Origin of the sequence: Pantoea sp. UBA5923 (assembly GCF_002431095.1) — a bacterium.
GTDB classification, from domain to species: domain Bacteria; phylum Pseudomonadota; class Gammaproteobacteria; order Enterobacterales; family Enterobacteriaceae; genus Pantoea; species Pantoea piersonii.
The window spans coordinates 118,927-143,068 of the sequence record NZ_DJDN01000029.1 but is presented as its reverse complement, the minus strand read 5'-3'; the positions used below and the strand labels follow the sequence as shown (position 1 = coordinate 143,068).

27 protein-coding genes are annotated in these 24,142 nt (G+C 57.1%); 14 read left to right on the top strand and 13 right to left on the bottom strand.

The window, feature by feature from the left end; translation table 11 throughout:
- Positions 1-502: 502 nt before the first annotated feature.
- Positions 503-700, bottom strand: a complete 198-nt coding sequence (locus tag B3797_RS08030) for a hypothetical protein (protein ID WP_311790812.1) — start codon at positions 698-700, stop codon at positions 503-505.
- Positions 701-1,594: 894 nt separating this feature from the next.
- Between B3797_RS08030 and ydfG the strand changes: the two genes are divergently transcribed.
- Positions 1,595-2,341 carry a bifunctional NADP-dependent 3-hydroxy acid dehydrogenase/3-hydroxypropionate dehydrogenase YdfG gene (gene ydfG, locus B3797_RS08025; RefSeq protein WP_311790811.1) on the top strand — a complete coding sequence of 249 codons (747 nt, stop codon included), beginning with the start codon at positions 1,595-1,597 and terminating at the stop codon, positions 2,339-2,341.
- Between the two features lie 36 nt (positions 2,342-2,377).
- Here ydfG and B3797_RS08020 read toward each other — a convergent pair whose 3' ends face one another.
- Complete coding sequence (locus tag B3797_RS08020) at positions 2,378-2,704, bottom strand: YnfA family protein (RefSeq protein WP_311790824.1); 327 nt, start codon at positions 2,702-2,704, stop codon at positions 2,378-2,380.
- Between the two features lie 134 nt (positions 2,705-2,838).
- On the opposite strand from B3797_RS08020, the gene B3797_RS08015 reads away from it, so the two are divergent.
- Together B3797_RS08015 and B3797_RS08010 are read left to right on the top strand one after the other, a co-directional pair.
- A complete protein-coding gene (locus B3797_RS08015) occupies positions 2,839-3,174 on the top strand; it encodes a DUF1283 family protein (RefSeq protein ID WP_311781419.1) in 336 nt (111 codons plus the stop codon).
- 55 nt (positions 3,175-3,229) lie between these two features.
- Positions 3,230-3,526, top strand: coding sequence for a DUF1161 domain-containing protein (locus B3797_RS08010; RefSeq protein ID WP_311790823.1), 297 nt, complete (start codon positions 3,230-3,232; stop codon positions 3,524-3,526).
- Positions 3,527-3,553: 27 nt separating this feature from the next.
- Here the strand turns inward: B3797_RS08010 and B3797_RS08005 are convergent, their stop codons facing one another.
- Positions 3,554-5,020 carry an MDR family MFS transporter gene (locus B3797_RS08005; RefSeq protein ID WP_311790810.1) on the bottom strand — a complete coding sequence of 489 codons (1,467 nt, stop codon included), beginning with the start codon at positions 5,018-5,020 and terminating at the stop codon, positions 3,554-3,556.
- A 298-nt stretch (positions 5,021-5,318) separates the two neighbouring features.
- Here B3797_RS08005 and osmY point away from each other — a divergent pair, with 298 nt between their 5' ends.
- The 4 genes from osmY to osmV are packed head-to-tail and all read left to right on the top strand — an operon-like array spanning position 5,319 to position 8,757.
- The gene (gene osmY / locus B3797_RS08000; RefSeq protein ID WP_311781417.1) at positions 5,319-6,032 is read left to right on the top strand and encodes an osmoprotectant ABC transporter permease OsmY; all 714 of its coding nucleotides are present in this window, start codon (positions 5,319-5,321) and stop codon (positions 6,030-6,032) included.
- Between the two features lie 20 nt (positions 6,033-6,052).
- Positions 6,053-6,964, top strand: coding sequence for a glycine betaine ABC transporter substrate-binding protein (locus B3797_RS07995; RefSeq protein ID WP_311790822.1), 912 nt, complete (start codon positions 6,053-6,055; stop codon positions 6,962-6,964).
- Positions 6,965-6,973: 9 nt separating this feature from the next.
- Positions 6,974-7,621 carry an osmoprotectant ABC transporter permease OsmW gene (osmW, locus tag B3797_RS07990; RefSeq protein ID WP_126688884.1) on the top strand — a complete coding sequence of 216 codons (648 nt, stop codon included), beginning with the start codon at positions 6,974-6,976 and terminating at the stop codon, positions 7,619-7,621.
- Entirely contained in the window at positions 7,621-8,757 is a 1,137-nt protein-coding gene (osmV, locus tag B3797_RS07985) for an osmoprotectant ABC transporter ATP-binding protein OsmV (RefSeq protein ID WP_311781416.1), read from the top strand. Before osmW ends, osmV begins: the two co-directional genes overlap by 1 nt.
- A gap of 153 nt (positions 8,758-8,910) precedes the next feature.
- On the opposite strand, the gene B3797_RS07980 is transcribed toward osmV, so the two are convergent.
- The 4 genes from B3797_RS07980 to B3797_RS07965 form a co-directional block, all read right to left on the bottom strand.
- The gene (locus B3797_RS07980) at positions 8,911-10,287 is read right to left on the bottom strand and encodes a nucleobase:cation symporter-2 family protein (RefSeq protein WP_311790809.1); all 1,377 of its coding nucleotides are present in this window, start codon (positions 10,285-10,287) and stop codon (positions 8,911-8,913) included.
- Between the two features lie 182 nt (positions 10,288-10,469).
- A complete protein-coding gene (gene bioD / locus B3797_RS07975) occupies positions 10,470-11,168 on the bottom strand; it encodes a dethiobiotin synthase (RefSeq protein WP_311781414.1) in 699 nt (232 codons plus the stop codon).
- Positions 11,169-11,272: 104 nt separating this feature from the next.
- Positions 11,273-12,490 (bottom strand): sugar metabolism global transcriptional regulator Mlc, encoded by a 1,218-nt coding sequence (gene mlc / locus B3797_RS07970; protein WP_311790808.1) that lies wholly within the window; start codon positions 12,488-12,490, stop codon positions 11,273-11,275.
- A gap of 136 nt (positions 12,491-12,626) precedes the next feature.
- Positions 12,627-13,523, bottom strand: coding sequence for a LysR family transcriptional regulator (locus B3797_RS07965; RefSeq protein WP_311790807.1), 897 nt, complete (start codon positions 13,521-13,523; stop codon positions 12,627-12,629).
- Positions 13,524-13,616: 93 nt separating this feature from the next.
- Here B3797_RS07965 and B3797_RS07960 point away from each other — a divergent pair, with 93 nt between their 5' ends.
- From B3797_RS07960 to B3797_RS07945, 4 genes are all read left to right on the top strand, one after another.
- A complete protein-coding gene (locus B3797_RS07960) occupies positions 13,617-14,876 on the top strand; it encodes an MFS transporter (RefSeq protein ID WP_311790806.1) in 1,260 nt (419 codons plus the stop codon).
- Between the two features lie 161 nt (positions 14,877-15,037).
- Positions 15,038-15,289 carry a hypothetical protein gene (locus tag B3797_RS07955; protein ID WP_120452659.1) on the top strand — a complete coding sequence of 84 codons (252 nt, stop codon included), beginning with the start codon at positions 15,038-15,040 and terminating at the stop codon, positions 15,287-15,289.
- Between the two features lie 124 nt (positions 15,290-15,413).
- The gene (gene cybB, locus B3797_RS07950) at positions 15,414-15,956 is read left to right on the top strand and encodes a cytochrome b561 (RefSeq protein ID WP_311790805.1); all 543 of its coding nucleotides are present in this window, start codon (positions 15,414-15,416) and stop codon (positions 15,954-15,956) included.
- Between the two features lie 175 nt (positions 15,957-16,131).
- Positions 16,132-17,316, top strand: a complete 1,185-nt coding sequence (locus tag B3797_RS07945; protein ID WP_311781409.1) for a sugar transporter — start codon at positions 16,132-16,134, stop codon at positions 17,314-17,316.
- A gap of 45 nt (positions 17,317-17,361) precedes the next feature.
- On the opposite strand, the gene B3797_RS07940 is transcribed toward B3797_RS07945, so the two are convergent.
- Complete coding sequence (locus tag B3797_RS07940; protein WP_311781408.1) at positions 17,362-17,619, bottom strand: hypothetical protein; 258 nt, start codon at positions 17,617-17,619, stop codon at positions 17,362-17,364.
- Between the two features lie 31 nt (positions 17,620-17,650).
- Positions 17,651-17,908 (bottom strand): multiple stress resistance protein BhsA, encoded by a 258-nt coding sequence (gene bhsA, locus B3797_RS07935; protein WP_120452666.1) that lies wholly within the window; start codon positions 17,906-17,908, stop codon positions 17,651-17,653.
- A 292-nt stretch (positions 17,909-18,200) separates the two neighbouring features.
- On the opposite strand from bhsA, the gene B3797_RS07930 reads away from it, so the two are divergent.
- Positions 18,201-18,851, top strand: coding sequence for a TetR/AcrR family transcriptional regulator (locus tag B3797_RS07930; RefSeq protein ID WP_311790804.1), 651 nt, complete (start codon positions 18,201-18,203; stop codon positions 18,849-18,851).
- Positions 18,852-18,910: 59 nt separating this feature from the next.
- Here B3797_RS07930 and rhaM read toward each other — a convergent pair whose 3' ends face one another.
- The 4 genes from rhaM to rhaB are packed head-to-tail and all read right to left on the bottom strand — an operon-like array spanning position 18,911 to position 22,788.
- Positions 18,911-19,225: an L-rhamnose mutarotase gene (rhaM, locus tag B3797_RS07925; RefSeq protein ID WP_311790803.1), complete on the bottom strand. Its 315-nt coding sequence runs from the start codon at positions 19,223-19,225 to the stop codon at positions 18,911-18,913.
- Entirely contained in the window at positions 19,215-20,057 is an 843-nt protein-coding gene (gene rhaD, locus B3797_RS07920; protein WP_311790802.1) for a rhamnulose-1-phosphate aldolase, read from the bottom strand. The genes rhaM and rhaD overlap by 11 nt, the downstream gene beginning before the upstream one ends.
- Positions 20,058-20,066: 9 nt before the next feature.
- Positions 20,067-21,323 carry an L-rhamnose isomerase gene (locus B3797_RS07915; protein WP_126688891.1) on the bottom strand — a complete coding sequence of 419 codons (1,257 nt, stop codon included), beginning with the start codon at positions 21,321-21,323 and terminating at the stop codon, positions 20,067-20,069.
- A complete protein-coding gene (rhaB, locus tag B3797_RS07910; protein WP_311781403.1) occupies positions 21,307-22,788 on the bottom strand; it encodes a rhamnulokinase in 1,482 nt (493 codons plus the stop codon). The genes B3797_RS07915 and rhaB overlap by 17 nt, the downstream gene beginning before the upstream one ends.
- Positions 22,789-23,078: 290 nt before the next feature.
- On the opposite strand from rhaB, the gene rhaS reads away from it, so the two are divergent.
- Both rhaS and B3797_RS07900 read left to right on the top strand, forming a co-directional pair.
- The gene (gene rhaS, locus B3797_RS07905) at positions 23,079-23,900 is read left to right on the top strand and encodes an HTH-type transcriptional activator RhaS (protein WP_311790801.1); all 822 of its coding nucleotides are present in this window, start codon (positions 23,079-23,081) and stop codon (positions 23,898-23,900) included.
- 14 nt (positions 23,901-23,914) lie between these two features.
- Positions 23,915-24,142, top strand: a 228-nt coding sequence (locus B3797_RS07900) for an AraC family ligand binding domain-containing protein (protein ID WP_311790800.1), incomplete at its 3' end; no start/stop codon positions are given.

Sequence of the window (24,142 nt, the reverse complement as noted above, 5' to 3'; positions counted from 1 at the left end):
AATCCGTGAGCCGCAAACATTTACTTAATATACAAATTCTCTAATATAAAAGCGGTTAACCGTTCTGCCCTCCCTCAGGCAATTTCTTTACATATTGCCTGGCGAACGGTTAACACCCTTTACACTGACTTAAGGATTAAGCAGATGGCGCTAAACAGAAACTTACTACCTGGTAATGCGGCTACTCCACTTTCTCTCCGTATCGGCAGGCGTATTGATAACCTCATCGAAAAATGACCTTTACCGAAATAATAGTGCCTGCATATAAGATCTCTATTTTATAGCCCCAAAGATACAGCCGCAGATAATTACTCCTTTTATGCTTCATTAATTACCATTTTACCTGCAACTATACTTTAGCAATACCTTTATCAAGGGAGAGAACTTTACCAGCGTTCGCAATAAGCGGCGCGAAAAGTAAACACACTGATTACACACGCCTCACCAGGGCATAGCCCGGCAGGTTTTCTGCCGGGATTTTTTTACTTAAAAATGAAGGGCATCAATGAATATCATGTTTAAGCAACTCCATGGCAATTTTATAAACCAGTTCTGGTTTTCGGTCAGGCAGCATTTTCTTTACTTTCTCTTCAATAGCGGTGTTCGTTACAAACTGATTATCCTGAAGCAGCTCCAGCACCGCCTGGCCAAACATCAGGCGACAAATGTGAATTGCATCTTTTACACATTTACTTTCCATAAGATCTCCTTGTAATTGAGATCTCAGGATAAGTTTCATTTGCCATGGAGTAATAGTGATTTAAATATTTACCTAAATTAATAACTTACCTGCAAAATCCCCCTGGAAAACTATCTAAAAATTCGAGAATTTCTAACCTGTAAAATTCCGCTTGATAAAACAGCAGTGAAATCAAGCACAAGAAAGATCCAGCCTGGCTAACAAAACAAAATGAACATGATATATCTCAATGAAAAATGCTTTTCATGCCTTTCTGTTTACTTTGGGTTTCTTTTAAGCCCTATATAATTCCTTTATTGAACGTGCCAGCATCACTAAAACACCGCCCGGCAGAGTCTGATATTGCAAGCCGTCGGTTGAATTATTAAGAGACTTTCCATGAAAATATTGCCATCTCGTCTTTGTTTATATTGCGGCGCTCGCCGAACGGTTATACAACGCCTTTTCTCTGTGGATTCTTCTTTTTGTGATGAATGCTATTTCTCTCTCTACAGGCTCATCAGAACTAAGGGCTGTCGCGATTAGGCAGTTCACATTAGCCCCTCTCTGCCGCTCCGCGGATCTTATCCCCATCCGATCACACGCAGAAAGCGTATGGCTCCCTGAGATGGTTACACCGCTGCGATTGAAGGCTGTTTTAGCATATCTTCCAGAAAATTTTCTGTGGTTATGAGCAATGCTCCAGGCGCTAATAACCAGATCCCGGAGAAAAGGCGTTTCCATCTGGCCATTAACACCCCCTTTGGCAGTCGATCAGACCATCGCCCTCCGCCCTTAAATACCTGCCGCAGCTTTCTTAATTAGGGCGTTTTGGCCCGCAAACCTTTTTTGTTTGAAGATTTGCTCTTAATATCAAGGGACTATTAAACCTGCAATTGTTTAAGGAACAGTGAGATGATTATTTTTGTTACCGGCGCGACCGCCGGTTTTGGTCAAAGTATCACCCGCCGATTCATTGAAACAGGTCATAAAGTTATTGCCAGCGGACGCCGCGCTGAGCGTTTACAGGAGCTGAAAGAGGAACTGGGCGAAAACCTCTATACCGTACAGCTTGACGTGCGCAACCGCGCCGCCATTGAGGAGGCGGTCGCCTCTCTGCCCGCCGAGTGGCGCAATATCGACGTGCTGATTAATAACGCCGGACTGGCGCTCGGCATCGAGCCGGCGCATCGCGCCAACGTTGAAGACTGGGAAAATATGATCGACACCAATACCAAAGGGCTGGTCTATATGACACGCGCCCTGCTGCCGGATATGGTCGAGCGCAACGTCGGCCATATTATCAATATCGGCTCCGTAGCCGGAAGCTGGCCCTATGCGGGCGGCAACGTCTATGGCGCGACCAAAGCCTTTGTGCGCCAGTTCAGCCTGAATCTGCGCACCGACCTGCATGGAACCGCGCTGCGCGTCACCGATATCGAACCAGGCCTGGTGGGCGGCACAGAGTTCTCTAACGTGCGCTTCAAAGGCGACGATGAAAAAGCGGATAAAGTTTACGAAGGCGCGACGGCGCTAACGCCGGAGGATGTGACCGAGGCTGTGTACTGGGTCGTCACGCTGCCGAAGCATGTCAATATCAACACGCTTGAAATGATGCCGGTAAGCCAGACGCAGGCCGGTCTGAAAGTGCACAAGCCCTGATGATGCCACAGGCCAGCCCGCCGGGCTGGCCTCTGTTCAGGCGCGACCCCAGCCCGCCACGATAATCAGCATGCCGCAAAACGCCACCAGCGCCCCGCTCCAGTCCCACGCGCTCAGCTTTACGCCATCCACCACGCGCAGCCACAGCAGCGCAGTCAGTACGTAAACGCCGCCGTAGGCCGCATATACGCGCCCGCTCGCCGCCGGATGCAGCGTCAGCAGCCAGACAAAGGCCGTCAGACTCAGCGCGGCAGGCAGCAGCAGCCAGGGGGAAGCATTCTTTTTCAGCCAAAGCCAGGGTAAAAAGCAGCCGACAATCTCCGCGATGGCGGTGAGAAAAAAGAGCAGCGCGGTTTTAACCAGCATGGGATCCTCTCGCAAAGGTAAACAGAACGCCCACTACTGGTGAGCAAATAAAGCGCGATGATATACTAAGCACTGCCTGCCGCAACCCTGAGTCACTCCTGTGCGCCAGGCATTAACCGAAGGAAAAGATGATGAAAAAATTGTTTCCGACCCTGCTCGCCGCGCTGCTGGCCAGCAGCGCGATGCTGACCGCCGTACAGGCCAGCGCCAATACCAGTCGCCTGATTATTGAAGATGGCAGCAGCGCCGCCAGTAACGAAGCCGCGCGTCAGAGCAAAGAGCAATGGAATGATACCCAGCGCCTGCGCCACAAAGTAAACACCCGCGCTGAGAAAGAATTTGATAAAGCCGATCGCGCATTTGATACGCGCGACGCCTGTGAAAAAAGCTACAACGTTAACGCCTACTGGGAACCCAATACCCTGCGCTGCCTGGATCGCCGTACCGGCCGCCTGGTCACGCCCTGATTTTTCCCACGAAATGCTATAGTCAGTAAGGTTCACTACGCAAAAGGAGAAGATGATGAAGAAACAGACCGGAATGTTAATCGCAACTTTACTGGCGTTGCCGATGCTGGCACACGCCTCCTGTGAATCCGTCAAGGCGGATATCAGCCAGAAAATTATCCAGAACGGCGTCCCGGAATCGGGTTTCTCGCTGGATATCGTGCCTAACGATCAGGTTGACCAGGCAAGTGGCCAGGTGGTGGGCCATTGCGAAAACGACACACAGAAAATTGTTTATAAGCGCGTGGGACGCAGCGACGAGGGCAGCGTGCCCGACAGCGCGGGCAGCTCGCAGGACGCGCCTGCTCAGTAACCTTAAAGGGCGCGCAGTCGCCCTTTTTTATTCCGCATGCTCCGGCCGCTGTCGCGGCATCATCCACGCCACACCCAGCGCAAACAGCGCAATCACCAGCGCCACGACAAACACCCAGTGCAGCGAGGCGGCGATCGCCAGCACCATATGGTGCAGCGTCTCGCTGGAGAGCGCCTCGCGCGTCGGCGCGGACATAATCTGCTGCACCGGATCCTGCGCGTGCGGCAGCCGCTGCGACAGGTTGAGGTTCAGGACGGCGCCCATCAGCGCGGTGCCCACCGCCGACCCCATCATGCGGCTAAACATAATCGACGCGGTGCAGATGCCGCGAATATCGTAGTGCGCATGGTTTTGCACCGACACCAGAAAAGTGGTGCTGGTCATCCCCATGCCGGTACCGATAACAAAGGCGGTGGCGCCAGCCTGAAACAGCGAGCTGTCAGCGCGCAACAGCAGCAGCAAGGCGCTGCCCGCGACCAGCAGCAGCGCGCCAAGCTGGGCGGTGAAGCGATAAGAGGTGCGCAGCATCAGCCGCCCGCTGAGCGTGCTGGCGAGCGGCCAGCCGATCGACATCATGGCCAGCGCGCTGCCCGCCTGCAACGGCGTGCCGCCGGTAATGCCCTGAATCCAGGTCGGCAAAAAGGCGCTGATCCCCATCATGGCCGCGCCGATAATCAGATTGCCGATATTCCCGGCGATAACCAGACGGCTACGCCATATCTCCAGCGGAAACAGCGGCGCAGCGGCGCGCAGCTCATGCTTTTTCAGCTGCCAGCCGGCGAACAGCGCCAGCAGCAGAAAAGCGATCAGCCAGTAGCCGAGCCACTCCGCCTGCAGCAGCGCCATCAACAGCGCGCTGACGCTCACCATCAGCCAGACGCTACCCGTCACGTTAAGCGGTTGCGGCTTTTCTTCGATGCAGTGCGCAGGCAGAAAGCGCGCCAGCATCGCCATGCTGATAAGCCCTATCGGCAGATTGACCCAGAAGATCAGCGACCAGCTGAAGTGCTCCACCAGCCAGGCGCCGGTCAGCGGACCGACGATCGCCGCCACGCCCCATACGCTGGAGAGCCAGCCCTGCACGCTGGCGCGCTCGCGCGGCGAGTAGATGTCCGCCACGATGGTTGAGCTGAGCGGCATAATCGCCCCTGCGCCTAACCCCTGAAAAGCGCGGAACAGGATCAGCCACAGCATGCTGTGGGCGAAGCCGCAGAGCACCGAGCCGACCAGAAACAGCGAGGTGCCAATAAAGAACATTCTGCGCCGTCCCCACATATCCGCCAGGCGACCATAGAGCGGCACGCTCACTGCCTGAGTCAGCAGATAGACAGAGAAAACCCAGCCAAACTGCGAAAATCCGCCCAGATCGGCAATAATGGTTGGCATTGCCGTCGCGACGATAGTCACTTCAATCGCGGCCATAAACATCGCCAGCATACAGGCGAACAGGATCCAGCCGCGGTGGCTGACCTGCAGGTGTGCGCTCTCAGTCATACATCTCCCTTTTGTTATTCAGCAAGGCTAGCCTAAATTCGCGCCGTTGCTGTGCCTGGCGTGCGCTGTTTTTGTGACAGCGTAACAATTTGGTAGTGAAAATGATTAATCACCTGTTGAAACCAGATGCCATGCGGCTCTACCCGCTGTTTCAGGGATTTCTATCTGTCTGATTTTTCCCATAAAAAGTGGCGCCCCCTTTTTTACGCTGCTATAGGCTTAATAGCTTTTTAGCCATACATACTCATCGGGCTGCGTTTTACCCGCCTGGATAACAAATCACAGGGAGAGATACCCCATGCAAAATGGTTCGCTGGTCAGACGCGCCGGGCTTGCGCTGCTGGCTATTGTTTGTGTGCTTGCGCTGTTGGTCTGGGGCCTGGGCCTGGATACGCTGCGCGCGCGCCGGGTTGATCTGATCTATCTGGGTCAGCAGCATCTCTATCTGGTGTTCTGGTCGATGCTGTTTGCGCTGCTGGTCGGTATTCCCAGCGGCATTGTGCTGAGCCGCCCCTTTGCGCGCCGCTGGGCTGAATATGTGATGCAAATTTTTAACGTCGGCAATACGCTGCCACCGCTGGCGGTTCTGGCGCTGGCGATGGTGGTCATCGGCATTGGCGATAAGCCCGCGCTTTTCGCCCTGTTCCTCGCTTCGCTGCTGCCGATTGTGCGCAATACCTTTTCCGGGCTGAGCGCGGTGCCGCCTTCTCTGATTGAGGCTGCAAAGGGCATCGGCATGACCCGGCTCCAGCGCCTGCGTCAGGTCGAACTGCCTAATGCGTGGCCGGTGATGCTGGCGGGCATCCGCATCGCGACCGCCATTAACGTCGGAACCGCGCCGCTGGCCTTTTTAATTGGCGCCAGCAGCTACGGCGAACTGATTTTCCCGGGTATTTACCTCAACGATTTCCCGACCCTGATCCTCGGCGCGGTCGCCACGGCGCTATTCGCGCTGGTGCTCGATATGCTGCTGGCGGCGCTGGGACGCTACCTCAGCCCACACACGGCTTAATCACAGGAGACGTTATGACAATGCTGACGCGCTGGCTCAGACGCACCGCTGTGACCCTCGCCGCTACGCTGGCATTTAGCCAGGCGGCTCATGCCGCAGCGCCGCTGGTGATGGCGACCAAAAGCTTTACCGAACAGCATATCCTTTCCGCCATGACCGTAATGTGGCTGCAGAAAAAGGGATTTGAGGTTATTCCCAAACGCAATATCGCGACCACCATCAGCCGCAACGCGATGCTGAATAAGCAGATAGATATGACATGGGAGTATACCGGCACCTCGCTCATTATCTTTAACCACATCAAAAGGCCGCTCTCCTCTGAAGAAGCGTACCAGACGGTAAAATCTCTCGACGGCAAGCTGGGCCTGGTGTGGCTTAATCCGGCGCCGATGAATAATACCTATGCCTTCGCGATGAAGCGCGAACGTGCCGAGAAAGAAGGCATCAGCACGATGTCGCAGCTGGTGACGAAAATTGAGCAGATTCGCCAGCGCGATCCTGACCATAACTGGCGACTCGGGCTGGATCTGGAGTTTTCTGGTCGCTCCGACGGCATGAAACCGCTGCAGGCCGCCTATAACCTGCCGCTGGACCGGCCGCAGATTCGGCAGATGGATCCAGGCCTGGTCTATAACGCGATACGCGACGGATTTGTCGACGCGGGCCTCATCTACACCACTGACGGGCGGGTGAAAGGTTTTGACCTGAAAGTGCTGGAGGATGACAAGCACTTCTTCCCGAGTTACAACGTCACGCCGGTAGTGCGTCAGGATGTGCTCGACAGCCATCCAGGCCTGGCAGAGGCGCTAAACCAGCTCACGCCGCTGATTACCAGCGATGCGATTTCCGAGCTGAATAAGCGCGTCGATATCGATCATCAGTCGCCCGAGCAGGTTGCGCGCGATTTTCTCACAGCCAAAAACATGCTGTAAGGCGGTCATATGGATACCCTACATTACATCATAAACAACTGGAGCAGCTTGCTGGCTCTGACCTGGCAGCATACCTGGCTGGTACTGGTGGCGGTGGGCTGCGCCATCGTCGCAGGCGTGCCGCTGGGCATTCTTATCGTGCGCGTCAGATGGCTGGCCGCGCCGGTGCTGGGCATCGCCACCGTCGTGCTCACCATACCCACCATTGCGCTGTTTGGCCTGATGATCCCGCTGTTTTCAATGATCGGTCAGGGCATCGGCGCGCTGCCCGCTATTACAGCGGTCTTTCTCTATTCGCTGCTGCCGATTGTACGCAACACCCATACCGCGCTGGAAAACCTGCCTGACGGCCTGCGCGAGGCGGGCCGCGGTATCGGCATGACCTTCTGGCAGCGACTGCGCTGGGTGGAGATCCCCATGGCGCTGCCGGTGATCTTCGGCGGCATCCGTACCGCCGTGGTGATGAACGTCGGCGTGATGGCGATTGCGGCGGTAATCGGCGCGGGCGGCCTTGGTCTGCTGCTGCTGGACGGCATCAGCGGCAGTGATATTCGTATGCTCATTGCCGGCGCGCTGATGATCTGCCTGCTGGCTATTATTCTCGACTGGCTGCTGCAGCGTCTGCAGTCGGCGCTGACTCCTAAGGGGATTCGATAATGATAAAACTGGAAAACCTGACGAAAACCTTTACCCAGAAAAACGGCACCAGCGTCACCGCCGTTGATAACGTCAGCCTGCATGTGCCGCAGGGCGAGATGTGCGTGCTGCTCGGCCCTTCAGGCTGCGGCAAGACCACAACTCTGAAGATGATTAATCGCCTTATTCCCAGCACCAGCGGCAAGATTCTGATTAACGGCGAAGATACCAGTACCCAGGATACCGTTACGCTGCGCCGCAACATCGGCTATGTCATCCAGCAGATCGGCCTGTTCCCCAATATGACTATTGAGGAGAACATTACCGTTGTGCCGCGCATGCTGGGCTGGGATAAAAAACGCTGCCGCGATCGCGCCACCGAGCTGATGAGCATGGTGGCGCTCGATCCCACAAAATTCCTCCACCGCTATCCGCGCGAAATGTCGGGCGGCCAGCAGCAGCGCATTGGCGTTATCCGCGCGCTGGCAGCGGATCCGCCGGTGCTGCTAATGGATGAACCCTTCGGCGCCGTTGACCCGATTAACCGCGAGGTGATCCAGAACGAGTTTCTCGATATGCAGCGTCAGCTAAAGAAAACCGTGATGCTGGTGAGCCACGATATTGACGAAGCGCTGAAGCTGGGCGACCGCATCGCCGTATTTGGTCAGGGAAAAATTGTGCAGTGCGCCAGCCCCGATGAGCTGCTGGCCAGCCCGAAAAATGAGTTTGTCGGCTCTTTTGTCGGTCAGGATCGCACGCTGAAGCGTCTGCTGCTGGTACAGGCAGGCGACGTGACCGATCAGCAGACAACGATTACCGTTAAGCGCGCGACGCCGCTGGCGGACGCTTTCGCCCTGATGGATGAAAACGATATGCGTTCGGTAACGGTGGTTGATAACGATGGCAAACCGCTCGGCTTTGTAAAACGCCGCGAGGCACGTAATGCCAGCGGGCATTGCGAAGAACTTCTGCATACCTTCCGGGTGACCGCTAAGGCGGAGGAGAATCTGCGCGTGGTGCTCTCTAAACTCTATGAGCACAATACCGTCTGGATGCCGATTGTCGATGAAGAGGGTCGCTACAGCGGCGAAATCTCTCAGGACTATATCGCCGACTACCTGAGTTCAGGCCGCACGCGACGCCGCCTTAATCCTTAAGCGACCGGACAGCGTATCAGCGGGAAACCGGCAGTAGTGCCCGAACGGCACCTGGAACAGAACGGCGGGAGCACGCCTCAGGGATGAGGCGTCTGGCTGCGCGGGCCGGTATCAACAACACCGGCGTCTTTAAGGACAGCCAGCGCCCTGGGTTTACTGCTCGCCCGCCGTTTCGCCCTGCGGTAGCGACACAGCGCGCTGTTCGCTGGGCAACACCACATTGAGCAGGATCGCCAGCACGCCGCCGGTCGTCACCGCGTGGCCAAAAAGCTGGCTGACCAGCGGCGGTAGCTGCTTCAGCGCCTCCGGCACCGCTTCGACGCCCAGCCCCAGCCCAAACGACACTGCCACAATTAACATCTCCCGACGGCCCAGCGGGGTTTGCGTCAGGACGCGGATCCCGGCGGCCACCACGCTGCCGAACATCACCAGCGTCGCCCCGCCCAGCACCGGCGGCGGTATCTGCTGCATCAGCGCGCCGAAGGCGGGAAACAGCCCCAGCAGCGCCAGCATCACGCCCATTACCATGCCGACATAGCGGCTCGCTACGCCAGTCATCTGAATGACCCCGTTATTCTGCGCAAAGGTGGTATTGGGAAACGCGGAAAACATCGCCGCCAGCATACAGCTGACGCCATCGGCGCAGAGCGCGCCCTGTAGCCGACGCTGAAACTGCGGGCCGACGATCGGCTGCTGCGACAGCATGCAGTTAGCGGTAATGTCACCTGCCGCCTCAATAACGGCAATCACCGCCACCAGCGCAATCGGCAAGAAAATCGCCCAGTCAAAGGCGAAACCGAAGCGGAAAAAGCCAGGCAGCGCCAGCCAGCCCGTTTCAGGCTGCGGCGTCAGCACCAGCTTGCCGCTCAGCGCCGCGGCGAGGCAGCCAACGACGATCCCGGCGAGCACCGCAATCAGCCGCGCCCAGCGGTTACGCATCCGGTTCAGCGTAATAATCACCAGCAGCGTCAGACCGCCGAGCGCCAGATTACCAGGCGCGCCGAAATTCGCGGCGTGGTGCCCGCCTGCCCAGTCGGTGATGCTCACCTTAATCAGACTGATGCCGATCAGCGTAATCACCGTTCCGGTCACCACCGGCGTCAGAACGCGACGTAGCTGAGAGACGCAGCGGCTAATCAGCAACGGGATCAGCGCGGCGACCAGCGTGCAGCCGAAGATCATCGCCATGATCTCCTCCGGCGAGCCGCCGCGGTTTTTGACAATCATGCCGCCCGACAGGATAACGCCAAGAAAGGCGAAGCTGGTGCCCTGCAGGCAGATCATGCCCGCGCCTATTCCTGCCACGCGCCGCGCCTGAAGAAACGTGCCGATGCCGGAAACCAGCAGCGACATACTGATCAGGTAAGGGAGATAGGCCTGTAATCCCAGCACTGAGCTAATAATCAGCGGCGGTGTGATAACGCCCACGACGCTGGCCAGCAGATGCTGCAGCGCGGCGAAAAAAGCGGGCGCAGGACGAATGCGTTCGTCCAGTCCGTACAGCAATGCTTTCTCTTCTGTATGCGACATAATGATGCTCCGACTTCTTTGTGATTAACGCTGCTAATGCATTAATCACGCCATACGCGGAGCAAATGGCAAAACTGCACCCTAACTAATTGAACCAGAAGAAATTTAATTAGATAAGCGCTGCGCCTGCCTCTGAAACTATCGGTACAGCCGCAGCGGGTTTTGAAGAGAATGTTTCACCATCAGGCAATCTTTGCACCTGAATCGGGCAGTGCGATCTTCCCCAGTGAGGAGAGATCGAGATAGCCCGCTAAATCGCGCTGTTCGGCACGCGGCAGATAAGGCAGTTCCCCCAGCAGCGGCGCATTGATACTGTCGCTGAGCACGTCAATCAGCTCAGCGTAGTGCGCCAGCCCTGGATTGATGCGATTTGCGACCCAGCCCGCCAGCGGCAGGCCGTCGCGCGTTATCGCCTCGGCGGTTAGCAGCGCATGGCTGAGACAGCCCTGTTTGATGCCCACTACCAGCACCACCGGGATATGATGTTGCTCCACCCAGCCGGAGAGCGGCTTCGCATCATTCATCAGGCTGCGCCAGCCGCCAGTACCCTCGATCACGACGCAATCGGACTGCTGTTGCAGGCGCTGCAAGCGCTGGCTCAATAGCGAATAGTCAACGGGCTCACGCGGCCGAATGCAGACCTCATCTTCTTCGTAAATCAGTGGATTAACAGCGTCGTAAGGCAGGGATAGCGTTGAGCTGCTCTGCAGAACCAGCGCATCCTTACTGCGCAGGCCATCAGCGCTGCGTACGGCGTTTCTGGCAACCGGTTTGAAACCGACTGCGCTCAGGCCGGCGCGTGCGAAATACTGCAGAAGCGCGCGTGAAACCACGGTCTTCCCTACAGCGGTGTCGGTGCCGGTAATGAACAGATTTTTCACCCCACTCCTCCTCAACTAAACGGTTTTGTTTTACAAAAAAGCAAAACGCATTGTAGGGAATGCGGATGGCAGGCGGCTTGCGTTAGCGCAAAGTTCAGTCGCGCTTAACCTTGCAACAATTTCACTAACAGGTAGCCGCTGTAGAGCGCATCTTTAATCAGCGCCGCCGCGCCAAGGGTGCCAGGCTCGTCAAATTCGGTCGGCGCGAGCTGAATCGACTCGCTGTAGGCAGGCAGCGCCTGCTGTCGAATGGTGCTGCTTACGGCGGGAAACAGCACCTCGGCAGCCTGATTGAGCGGCGAGCCAATCAGAATATGTTGCGGATTGAAAATATTAACCATCATCGCCAGCATCCGACCAACATGATGCCCGACGCCTGCGATGGCGTCGCGTGCCAGCCGATCGCCCTGGCGGGCCGCCAGACAGAGCGACTCCAGGGTTAAGGGCTGCTGATGCAGCACGCTCTCTGGCTGCGTGGGCAGCCGCTGCGCCGCCAGCGCCAGCAGGCTGCCGGTGCTGGCGACCGTCTCCAGACAGCCGTGATTGCCGCAATAACACTGCTGACCGTAAGGGTCGATCTGCGTATGCCCAATCTCCACCAGCGCGCGGCCGCTTTTATGCAGCAGCTGGCCGCCGCTGATCACGCCTGCGCCGACGGTGTCATCAATCACAATCTGAATCACATCCTGCGCGCCGCGCGACGCGCCGAACAGCGACTCCGCCAGTGTCCAGGCGGAAATGTCGTGCTGCACGAAAACCGGCACCCCGGTGCGCTGCGCCAGCGTATCGCCCAGCGGCATCTCCTGCACCTCATAGCCCGGCAGGCGATGCACTACGCCTGAGGCGGCGTTGATCAGTCCGGGCAAGGTAATGGCAATTGCCGTCAGTCGTTCCAGCTTGCGCTGATGGCGCATAAAAAAGGCGTCCACCCGATCAATCAGCGACGTCAGCAGCGGCTGCTGCGCTTCGTCAGGCAGCGGCGACGTCTCCTCTACCAGCGCGCGGCTGCTGAGATCGCGCAGCGTCAGGGTCAGCGCGCCATGATGCAGACGCACTGCCAGATAGTGCCAGGCCAGCGTGTCGAGAATCAGGCCAATCGCCGGTCGTCCGCGCGACCCCGGCTCCTGAAATTCCGTTTCCTGCACCAGATGGGCATCGAGCATTTCACGCACGATTTTGGTGATACTGGCAGGCGCCAGCTGCGCCAGCCTGGAAAGTTCGATACGCGAAATCGGACCGTAGAGATCGATCAGGCGGTAAACAACGCCTGCATTAGTCTGTTTGATCTGGTCAATATGCCCAGGCTGACTCTCCAGCTTCACGCCCTGCTCCCGGTTATTTTCGCGCTTCTAAATAAACAGCGACTATGGTGAGGCAGATTGCGGTTGAGCGTCAAATATTTGATTTGAAATGTGATTTGCAGCACATAAAAACCGGGCTTTGGTTAAGGTCTGGCCCTTAATTTTCGCCAGCAGGCGACAGAAGCTGCATCATATTGCGCATCTGCATCGAGGGTTCGCGCTCGCCAGACCAAACCAGCCACACCTCCGACAGCGCATCCTCTTCCCTGAGCGGCAGCCAGACCACATCGGCCAGACGCGCGCGCGCGAACGAGGCGGGCAAAATCGAGACGCCGAGACCGGTCGCCACCAGGCCGAGGATCGTCATCGCCTCGCCGACCTCCTGCATGATGTAAGGCTTGATATGGTAGCGGTGCAGCAGACTGAGAATTTCACCGTGCAGCGCCGTTCCCCCCTGCGGATCGAAAAAGACAAAGGGTTCGTTCGCCAGATCGCTGATGGAGATAGACTCCGCATCCGCCAGCGGGTGCGCCCAGTGCACCACCGCGCGTAGCGGCTCGCGCAGCAGCAGCTGATGCCGTAAATCGGACGGCAGCGCCGTATTGCGCATTACCCCCAGGTCGAGCTGCCCCTCATGCAGCGGGGCAAGCTGCTGGCGCGTATTAATCTCCTGCATCTGAATATGCACCTGCGGCCAGCGCTGACGGAACTGATAGAGCGCGTCCGAGACCAGACCGGTAAAGGGCGCGGAAGAGGTGAAACCGATGCGCAGCTCGCCCTCTTCGCCGCGCTCAAGCCGCGCCGCGCGCCCGGCCGCCTGCTCCACCTGCTGTAAAATGGCGCGTGCATCGCTGAGAAACTGCTGACCCGCCGGCGTAAGCTGCACGCTGCGGTTGGTGCGTGTAAACAGCTTCGCTGCTATCTCCTGCTCCAGCTGCATGATCTGCTGGCTGAGCGGCGGCTGGGAGATATTCAGCCGCTGCGCCGCCCGGCCAAAGTGAAGCTCTTCCGCAACCGCCAGAAAATAACGCAGATGACGCAGTTCAATATTCATATTTTCAACATATCAATTGAGATTATTAATATATTAGACAACCTATTGACGCTTTCCTAGAGTATGCTTGTTGCTTTTATATGAGGAATTAACGTGCGTCGCTCTTCTCAGGCGGTCACCCTTGACGATAATGAGTTAGCCGACTCTGCCGCGGTTTCGCCGGCTTCATCGTCCGTATGGATTAAACGCGGTACGCCGCAGTTTATGCGCGTGACCCTGGCGCTCTTCTCCGCCGGTCTGGCGACCTTTGCGCTGCTTTACTGCGTGCAACCTATTTTACCGGTGCTGTCGGCGCAGTTCGGCGTTTCGCCCGCCGAAAGCAGCATTTCGCTCTCTATCGCAACCGGACTGATGGCGTTGGGTTTGCTGGTGACAGGCCCGCTTTCCGACGCCATCGGGCGTAAGAACGTGATGGTGACAGCGCTGATGCTGGCCGCGCTCTGTACGCTGGTTTCCGCGACCATGAACAGCTGGCATAGTATTTTGCTGATGCGCGCGCTGACGGGTCTCTCCCTCAGCGGCGTTGCCGCCGTCGGCATGACCTATCTGAGCGAGGAGATCCACCCGAGCGTTATCGCGTTTTCCATGGGGCTTTACATTAGCGGCAATTCTATCGGCGGCATGAGCGGCCGACTGCTGAGCGGCGTGCTGACCGACTTCTTTTCATGGCGCATCGCCATTGCAGCGATTGGCTGCTGCGCTCTCGCCTCGGCGCTGATGTTCTGGCGCATTCTGCCCGCTTCGCGTCATTTTCGACCGGCGTCGCTGAAGCCGCGCAGCCTGATGATCAATTTCCGGCTGCACTGGCGCGATGCTGGCCTGCCGCTGCTGTTCGCCGAAGGCTTTCTGCTGATGGGCGCCTTCGTCACGCTGTTCAACTATATTGGCTATCGCCTGCTCGGCGCGCCCTATCATCTCAGCCAGACGATTGTTGGCCTGCTCTCCGTGGTTTATCTGACCGGCTCCTGGAGTTCCCCTAAGGCGGGCGCGCTGACGATGAAGCTGGGTCGCGGCCCGGTGCTGCTTGGCGCGACGGCCCTAATGCTGGCGGGCCTGTTGCTTACCGCATTCAGCGCAGTGTGGTGGATTTTACTGGGGATGATGCTCTTTACCGCCGGCTTTTTCGCCGCGCACTCCGTCGCCAGCGGCTGGATCGGCCCGCGCGCGCGCCGCGCTAAAGGTCAGGCGTCATCGCTCTATCTCTTCAGCTACTATGTTGGTTCCAGCGTAGCCGGTACCCTTGGCGGCGTGTTCTGGCACAGCTATGGCTGGGCAGGCATCACCCTTTTTATCTCCGCGCTGCTGCTTCTCGCCCTGCTGGTAGGCTGGCGCCTTCAGCAAAAAAACCTGTAACAACTATCAGCAAAAAGGACGCAGATGCGTCCTTTTTAGCCTGTTAAGCCTTAGTCGACCGACTAATCAGTACCAGCAAGAAAAAAGCCGTTAATCCCCGCTATAATCCCTCTCACTCCAACAATAAATGTTTTTTTATTCACAGCAATGAGGATGTCCCTGTGGGCCATTACTATTACGTTTCTAAAATTTCCGGCTATAACGATAACCATGTGGTGCACGCCGCAGGCTGCCAGTATCTTCCCCCGCTTGAAGCGCGCCTGTTTCTTGGCACTTTTTACACGGCGAATGCCGCTATCCAGCAGGCGCGCAAGTACTACCCCAGAGCGCTGGGTTGTGAGGCCTGTTGTCCGCTGCCGGTAAAAAAAAACCTGAGGAGTCAGAATAGCGTGGCACTAAAGCATATCGCCTGACTCTGATTATGCTGGCCTGAAAGCAGAGGTCAGCCGCGGGCCTGACGCCGTTGCGCCAGTTTGTTAAGATTTTGCATATTTTTCCAGTAAGGTAGAGTTCTTCTTCCTGTTGCATGAGCAGACTATGCGCGAAAAATATGCCGCTTCACAAATTACCCTGCACTGGCTGACCTTCCTGCTGGTCGCGCTGGCTTACGCCACTATTGAGCTGCGCGGCCTGGCCCAGCGCGGCTCCTGGCAGGGCTACGCGATGATTATCACTCACTTCAGCGCAGGCTTTACCGTTCTGCTGCTGATGGTGGCGCGCCTGTTTTTACGCACGCGCCACCGCACTCCCGTCATAACGCCGCCCATCGCTCGCTGGCAATCGGGTCTGGCGCATCTGGTGCACACGCTGATTTACGCCCTGTTTATTACCCTGCCCATTCTGGGGATCACGTCGCGCTATCTGCGCGGACGCGACTGGTGGCTGTTCGGTATTCCTATGCCGGTCGCGAGCGAACCAAATTTCGACCTTTCCGATAGCTTAATCGACTGGCATGAAACTCTGGCGCCGCTGGGATACTGGCTTATCGGCCTGCACGCCCTGGGCGCGCTGTTCCATCACTATTTTCTTCGGGACAATACGCTCACGCGGATGATGCCAGGCAAATCTTCTCATCGATAACCGCTTTTTATCGCCCGCCGGTCGGGCGATAAAAAACTTTCAGGAATAAAACTGCGTTTCAGCGTTCCCCTTACCGTGCAAATCCTCCACAATAGTCAATAATTTGTGACGCAAGTCACTATCGTGGATGTGAAAGCCGCATCTGTTTGCTGTTGTTCTGACTAATTTTATTTTCATGCAATCAACTACTGTATCCCGTAAAACGGCCTGGCTACGCGTGGTGCTGCTGGCTATCGCCGCCTTTGTTTTTAATACCACTGAATTTGTGCCCGTTGGCCTGCTCTCGGACATCGGCGCCAGCTTCAGCATGAAAAGCGCTGACGTGGGCATTATGCTCACTATTTATGCCTGGGTAGTGGCGCTGCTTTCGCTGCCGCTGATGCTGCTGACGCGTAATATCGAGCGACGCATACTGCTTTCGGTGCTGTTTCTGATCTTTATCGCCAGCCATGTGCTTTCCACCTTTGCGTGGAGTTTCAATTCGCTGGTGGTGTCGCGCATCGGCATCGCGCTGGCGCACGCGGTCTTTTGGTCAATTACCGCCTCGCTGGCGATACGCGTTGCGCCAGCCGGTAAAAAAACCCAGGCGTTAAGTATGCTGGCGACCGGCACTGCCCTGGCGATGGTGCTGGGCGTACCCATTGGCCGCGTAGTGGGACAATATCTTGGCTGGCGCACCACCTTCGGCATGATTGGCGTCTCGGCACTGGTGCTGATGGTGTTGCTGGCGCGCATTCTGCCGCGTCTGCCGAGCGAACATACCGGCTCGCTGAGCAGCGTCCCGATGCTGTTTCGCCGACCGGCGCTGGTGAGCATGTATCTGCTGGTCACGCTGGTGGTCACTGCGCACTATACCGCCTACAGCTATATAGAGCCGTTTATGCAGTTTGTTGCGGACGCGGATGAAAACTTCACTACGCTGCTGCTGCTGCTGTTTGGCTCTGCCGGTATTCTGGGCAGCGTGCTCTTTAGCTCGTTGGGCAATAAATTCCCTTCCGCGCTGCTGATCGGCGCGATTGCGACCATTACGCTTTGCATGGGGCTGCTGATTTTTGCCGCTGTCCGTCCGGCAGCAATTTCGACGCTCTGTATTCTGTGGGGCATGGCGATGATGATGATCGGGCTGGCGATGCAGGTGCGCGTGCTGTCGCTGGCGCCAGATGCAACCGATGTGGCGATGTCGCTGATGTCAGGCATCTATAATATCGGCATCGGCGCGGGCGCGCTGCTGGGCAATCAGGTTAGTAAACATCTGAGCATGGCAGACGTCGGCAATATCGGCGGGCTGCTGGGACTGGTTGCGCTGTTCTGGTGTATCGCTATCTTCCGCAGATATCCGCAGCTGCGCAGCAACGGATAAAAAAAGGGGCTTCAGAATGATTTTCTGAAGCCCCTTTTTACTGACTTAGTTAAGGCTGGCGGCGGTGCCAGACAGCCTGCTCGCGCCAGAGGTCGAAGTGATGCGAAAAGACTTTACGCGGCCATTGTCCTGCTTCCCCGACAGCTGCTGCTCCAGAGAAATCAGGCTGCTGCTGCCGCTGACGTTCACCGTTACGGCCTCGGTCTGATAATAAGGCGCAGCTTCTGGCTGTTGCGCCGCGCCGCTGGCAAATGAAACCACGCCAAGCAACGCTGCCAGTAGACTATATTTCACGCTTTTCATCTTCTCTCTCCTGCTCTCCGACGCGACTCACTTACTGATAAATCACCGCTGTGCCGTGCAGGTTGTTCTGACCGGAGGTAGAGGTGATGCGGAAAGATTTCGCGCCTGCGGCATCCGCTTTCGCGTTCAGCTGCGCTTCCAGTGAATCAAGGTTGGCACCGCCCTGCGCGGAGATTGTGCCTACCGGCGTCTGATGCAGAGGATCGCTGACAACCTGCTCAGCAGCGAAAGCACCAAAAGTCAGGGTAGTAAGGGCCAGCGCGGCCAGGGTCAGTTTAGTGGTTTTCATGATATCGGCTCTCATATTCGGGTTTGAAAAGGTGTCGTTAAATTAATTAACGATCGTTAAAGAAATAGTAGTGCATGCAGCGACCTTGCGTCAATATTTTTTTAGCGATCGTTATTTTAATGCGGAAGTGGCGTGATTATGGGCTTTGACGCCCTTTTGCACTTAACCATAAGGGGGAAAAGCACCGCGTGCGGCACAAAATGATAACCAGCTTCCGTTGGGAGGCCGGCTGGCTTGCATATTTTCTTAATGATCGGTAATTTAATAGAGCCTTTTACAGAAGTGAGGATCTATGAGTCAGCAATATGATGAAGCACAGAAGAAATGTCGTGGTCGGCCAAGAACCTTCGATCGGGACGCTGCGCTGGACAAAGCCCTGACGCTGTTCTGGACTCACGGCTATGAGGGTACCTCCCTTTCCGATCTGGTTGCCGCTACCGGTGCGAAAGCACCTACGCTTTACGCCGAGTTCGTGAATAAGGAAGGCCTGTTCCGCGCCGCGATGGAGCGCTATATCGAGCGCTTTAGCGCCTGGCGCAATGCTGCGCTACAGGATGAGAATAAATCCGTTGCCGAAGCGATTGAGGGCTGGTTCCGCGCCACGGCGGCCTGCTTTACTAACTGCGATACCCCGTCGGGCTGCTTTTTTATCTGTACCTCGACTGCGCTCTCTTCGTCATCAAGCGAGATTGCCCATATGCTGCGCCAGCAGCATGACGCGCAGCAGCAGACCCTGCTGGATTTCCTGGCCGCCCGTCAGCAGCGCGGCGAAATCCCGGCGCAGGTCGATATTCTTTCTCTGGCTCGCTATCTTGCCTGTATGGTGCAAGGCATGTCGGTGCGGGCGCGTGAAGGTGCGCCGCAGGGGGATCTCGATAATATTATTGATACGCTGATGGCGATGTGGCCAACGCTGACCGGTCAGTGTATGAAGTCGCGCTGAATATTTTTACGCTATGAAGTAATCAGGGCGGGTAAGTCCCCGCCCTCTGTCACAATCCCCTACTCGAGAAAAAAGACCGGTTTTAACGGCTGACTGATCGGGCTGTTGTCAGGGTTACTCGGCATCAAATCTTTCATTGACGCCCACCAGCGTTGACACACTTCCGTTTGCGCGACGGCATTCCAGCGCTCCTCCGACTCTATTTCCACGCTGGCAAACAGCAAATTACGTTCGGCGTCCAGCCAGATCGCGTAGTTGTGCGCGCCGTGTGCCTTCAGCGTTTCAGCCAGTTCCGGCCAGATGGGCGAGTGGCGGCGCTCATACTCCTGATGGCACTCCGCATTGACCTGCATGACAAAGGCTTTACGAAGCATTGGCTGGCCCTGCATCAAGAGCGGCCTGCCAGGGCTTTACGTTGAAGCGTTTGCCCAGCGCGACCAGCTGTTCGGTTGTGATGCTCTGTCGGATACCGCCCATCGACAGAACCTTTACGATCACTTCAGAGGATTTCTCCGCCGTGTCGATCAAGCCGAAGGTTTCATCCAGCGTCGGCCCGGCGCCAAAAATACCGTGGAACGGCCACATCACAATGCTGTGCGACGCCATCTGATCGGCTGTCGCCTGGCCAATTTCATCCGTTCCCGGCACCATCCAGGGCAGAATTCCGACGCCGTCAGGAAACACCACCAGACACTCAGTGCTGCCTTCCCATAACAGACGAGTAAAGCGTGCCGAATCGAGATCCACTACATAGCTCAGCGCCATAAAATTCGTCGCGTGGCAGTGCATAATCACCCGATCTGTACCGCCGGAGACCGCTTTTCGCACGCTATGGGACTGAAAGTGCGCCGCCAGCTCTGAGGTAGGCAGCCCCCCGTTAGCCAGTCCCCAGTGAATCTTGTACGACAGCCCTTTCTCATCAACCTTTAACAACGCCAGAGAGTCAGCCGGATCGAGCTGTACATTGCGGAAAAACTTGCCGGAGCCGGTAACAAGGAACCAGCAGTTCGCCAGCTCTGGGGCCGGTTTAGTCAGCTCAACGCAGCGCGGCTCCGCGTAAAAGTCGGCAGCGAACGGCGCTGTTTCTTCCTCAAGCAGGCGCAGCGATACGTTGCCGCCGTTACGTTCGTCCCAGCCCTTCAGCCACATATCGCTGGTCGCTTTAACCATTCCCTGAACAAACCAGGATGAAAGAATGCTTTGCATAGTGAATCCTTAACGTTGGCTCAGAATTTGTTTTTCATAATCGCGGACACTGCTTAACCAGCTGGCATCGGCGGGCACGTCGTGGCGCAAACACCAGGCCTCCCATACCGCCTGCCACGGCAGCGATTTCTGCTCTTCCAGTAGCGCAAGACGCGCGGTGTAATCCCCTGCCGCTTCTGCCTGACGCAGGCGCTCGGTCGGTTCCAGCAGCGCGCGCAGCAATGCTTTTTTCGTGTTGCGCGTGCCAATGACCCAGGCGGCGATACGGTTGATAGAGGCGTCGAAGAAGTCGAGGCCGATATGCACTTTGTCGAACAGCTGATGCCGCACGATTTCGCTGGCGATCGCCTGAGTTTCATCGTCCAGCAAGACCACATGGTCGCTGTCCCAGCGCACCGGGCGGCTGACGTGCAGCAGCAGGCGCGGCACGTAGAGCATGGCCGTAGAGATCTTGTCGGAGATTACTTCAGTCGGGTGAAAATGGCCCGCATCCAGCGTCAGCGCAGTCTGACGGCTGGTGGCGTAGCCCATAAAGAACTCGTTGGAGCCGACGGTATAGCTTTCCGCGCCGATGCCGAACAGCTTGCTCTCCACCGCATCGATATGGTGCTGCGGATCGAGCTTGTCGGCGATCACCTCATCCAGCGCGCTCAGCAGTCGCTGACGCGGCGCAAGGCGATCGACAGTCAGATCCTTCATGCCGTCCGGCACCCAGATATTCATTACCGACGGCGTACCGAGCTGCTCGCCAAAATAAGCCGAGACGCGACGGCTCGCTTTACAGTGATCGATCCAGAACTGACGAATCGCCTTGTCAGGGTGTGAGAGCGTAAACCCGTCGGCGCTCAGCGGATGCGAGAAACAGCTCGGGTTAAAATCCAGCCCCAGCTGCTGCTGTTTCGCCCACTCCACCCAGCCGGCGTAATGCTTCGGCTCAATGGCGTCGCGCTCTACCGGCGTATCGCTTTCCAGATAGATAGCGTGCAGGTTCAGGCGCTTAGGTCCTGGGATTAGCGACATCGCTTTTTCCAGATCGGCGCGCAGCTCAGCGGCGTTGCGCGCTTTCCCTGGGTAGTTGCCGGTCGCCTGAATGCCGCCGGTCAGCGCGCCTTGCGGGTTCTCGAAGCCGCGTACGTCGTCGCCTTGCCAGCAGTGCATGGAGACCGGAACGCTATCCAGTCGCGCCATTGCCTGATCGACATCCACGCCGATATCGGCATAACGTTGTTTAGCCAGCTCAAAGGCTTGCTCAATCAGCTTTGTCATATGCGAGTTCCTTAGCAGGCTGAGTCAGCGCCGAGAAGCGTGCCTGGCAGGCACGAAAGGCGCTGTTGGTCAGCGGTTTAAATGTCTTTAATGGGAAGTTTTTTTCTACGCAGCGGCGAAAATCCGCGACGTCGGCCAGCTCGCCTAATGCGATAAGCTGGCAGCCGACATTGCCCAGCGTCGAGGCTTCGACCGGGCCGGCCAGCACCGGTATTTCGCAGGCGTCGGCACAAAGCTGGTTGAGAAACTGGTTCTGGCTGCCGCCGCCGACAATATGCAACTGACGAAACGCGCTGCCGCGCAGCCCGGCCAGTTCGTTAAGCACTTCGCGATAGAGCAGCGCAAGGCTGTCGAAAATACAGCGCGCCAGCGCGGCGGCGGACTGCGGCACCGCCATATGCTGTTCGGCGCATGCATTCTGAATTTCGTTCACCATGCTGTCGGGATTGATAAAGCGCGCATCGTTAGGATTGATCAGTGCGCGACAGGCGGGCTCTTTTTGCGTCTCCGCGATCAGCGCGCAGAGATCGTCGATCTGCAGCTCGGCGCAGATCCGCTGCAGCAGCCAGAGCCCCATAATGTTTTTCAAAACGCGATAGCCCTCTGCACCGCCCTCGTTGGTGATATTGGCCTGGAGCGCAGCTGCGCTGGCGTAAGGCAGCAGGCTTTCGAATCCCATCAGCGACCAGGTGCCGGAGCTGAGATAGGCCGCATTCTCCTGGGTCAGCGGCGTGGCAAGCACCGCGCTGGCGGTATCGTGTGTCGTAACGGCGATGACCGGAATGTCGACGCCGCTGGCGTTCTGCCAGTAACCGATAACATTGCCCGGCGACGTGGGTTTGCCGAACCACTCAGGCGACGCGCCGGCCCAGTCGAGCAACTCAGCGTCCCACTCGCCGCTTTCAATATTCAACAGCTGCGTGGTGGTGGCGTTGGTATATTCCCAGTTGAGCTTGCCGGTCAGGCGATAGTGCAGATAGTCGGGGATCATCAGCGCATGGGCGGCCTGCTCTTTCCAGTCAGGCTGCTGCTGGCTCAGGGCGCGAAACTGATAAAGGGTATTAAACGGCAGAAACTGGATGCCGGTGCGGCTATAAATAGCCTCTTTGCCCAGATCGCGCAGCGCCTGCTCCATCAGCCCGTGGGTGCGTTTATCGCGATAGCTCACCGCTTCGCCGACCCGATTGCCCGCCTTATCCAGCAGCACCATATCAACGCCCCAGGTGTCGATGCCGATGCTGTCCGGCACGATGCCTTCATCGTCCAACTGCGCCAGCCCGGCGCGGATCTCGCGCTCAAGATGGTCGAGATCCCAGCAGTCATAGCCGCCCCGACGTTCGCGAAGACTGGCGAAACGACGCACCTCGCGCAGATCGATTTGCTGTGATGCGGCGTCCCATCGGGCGAGCATCACGCGTCCGCTGGATGCGCCTAAATCAACCGCAACGATATTTCGCTTACTCATGGCCCATTCTTCCTTAGATATGATGCTGACAGAGTAAAAACGTTACGTGTTCGCCACCTTCCCCGTACTGCCAGCGCGGCTATGCCGCTGGCAGGTTTGCAAAGATGTTCGTGAGAGAGATCACAGAGAAGTAAGGGCAGCAGATGTGAGCTTCGCCGCAATTCTTTTATCTGACGGGAATATCTTGAATAAAAAGCGAATTTCCTGCGCTTCGCAGTAGAAAATTCAAGGTAAGCGGCGTGGGCGCTGAGTAGACTCGGTTACGCTTTTGTTAAACGGACGAGGTCACTATGACAATTTTACACAGCGCCGATTTCTTTCCTCAGGGTGATTACGCTATCGCTATCGAACCGCGCGTGCCGCAGCAGGCGTTTCCTGAGCATCACCATGATTTCCATGAAATTGTGCTGGTGGAACAGGGTTCGGGCATTCATGTATTCAACGGGCAGCCGCAAACGCTGTGCGCCGGTTGTGTCTGCTTCGTACGCGATCACGATCGGCATCTGTATGAGCAGACGGATAATCTCTGCCTGACCAACGTGCTCTATCGCAGCCCTGCCGCCTTTCGCTTTCTTTCAGGATTGCAGGCGCTGTTGCCGAGCGAGCGAGAGGGCAACTACGCCTCACACTGGCGTATAAATAACAAAGCCATGACGCAGGCGCTGGATGTCGTGGCGAAGATGCGGCAGGATGAGGGCTGGTCGCTGGAGAAACAGGCTCGCCAGGAGCAGCTCTTTTTACAGCTGCTGGTTTTGCTGCGCGAAGCGTGCCGCAATGAACAGGCGCAGGATCAGGAAGCCCGCCTGCATCGTCTGCTCGACTGGCTTAACGATCACTACAGTGAAGATATTATGTGGGAAGCGCTGGCTGACCGTTTTTCGCTGTCGCTGCGCACGCTGCATCGTCAGATGAAGCAGCAAACAGGCAGTACGCCACAGCGCTATCTGAACCGCCTGCGGCTGCTGCAGGCGCGCCATCTACTGCGCCACAGCGATCTGCGGATCACCGATATCGCCTTTCAGTGCGGTTTCGGCGACAGCAACCACTTCTCTACCCTGTTTAGGCGTGAATTTGGCTGCGCACCGCGAGCGGAGCGCCAGCAGATGATGTAAAAAAGGAGCGAGCGATGACGCTGATACTGAGTCGGGACGACTATTTTCCCACGCCTGGCCTGCCGGTTACGGTGGCTGAACGTATGCCGCAACCCTCTTTTCCCGCTCACCGGCATGAGTTTAGCGAAATTGTCATCGTCTGGCGCGGCAACGGCCTGCATATTCTCAACGATCGCCCCTGGCTGATTACCTGCGGCGACGTCTTCTATATCCGCGACCAGGATTGCCACAGCTATGACAGG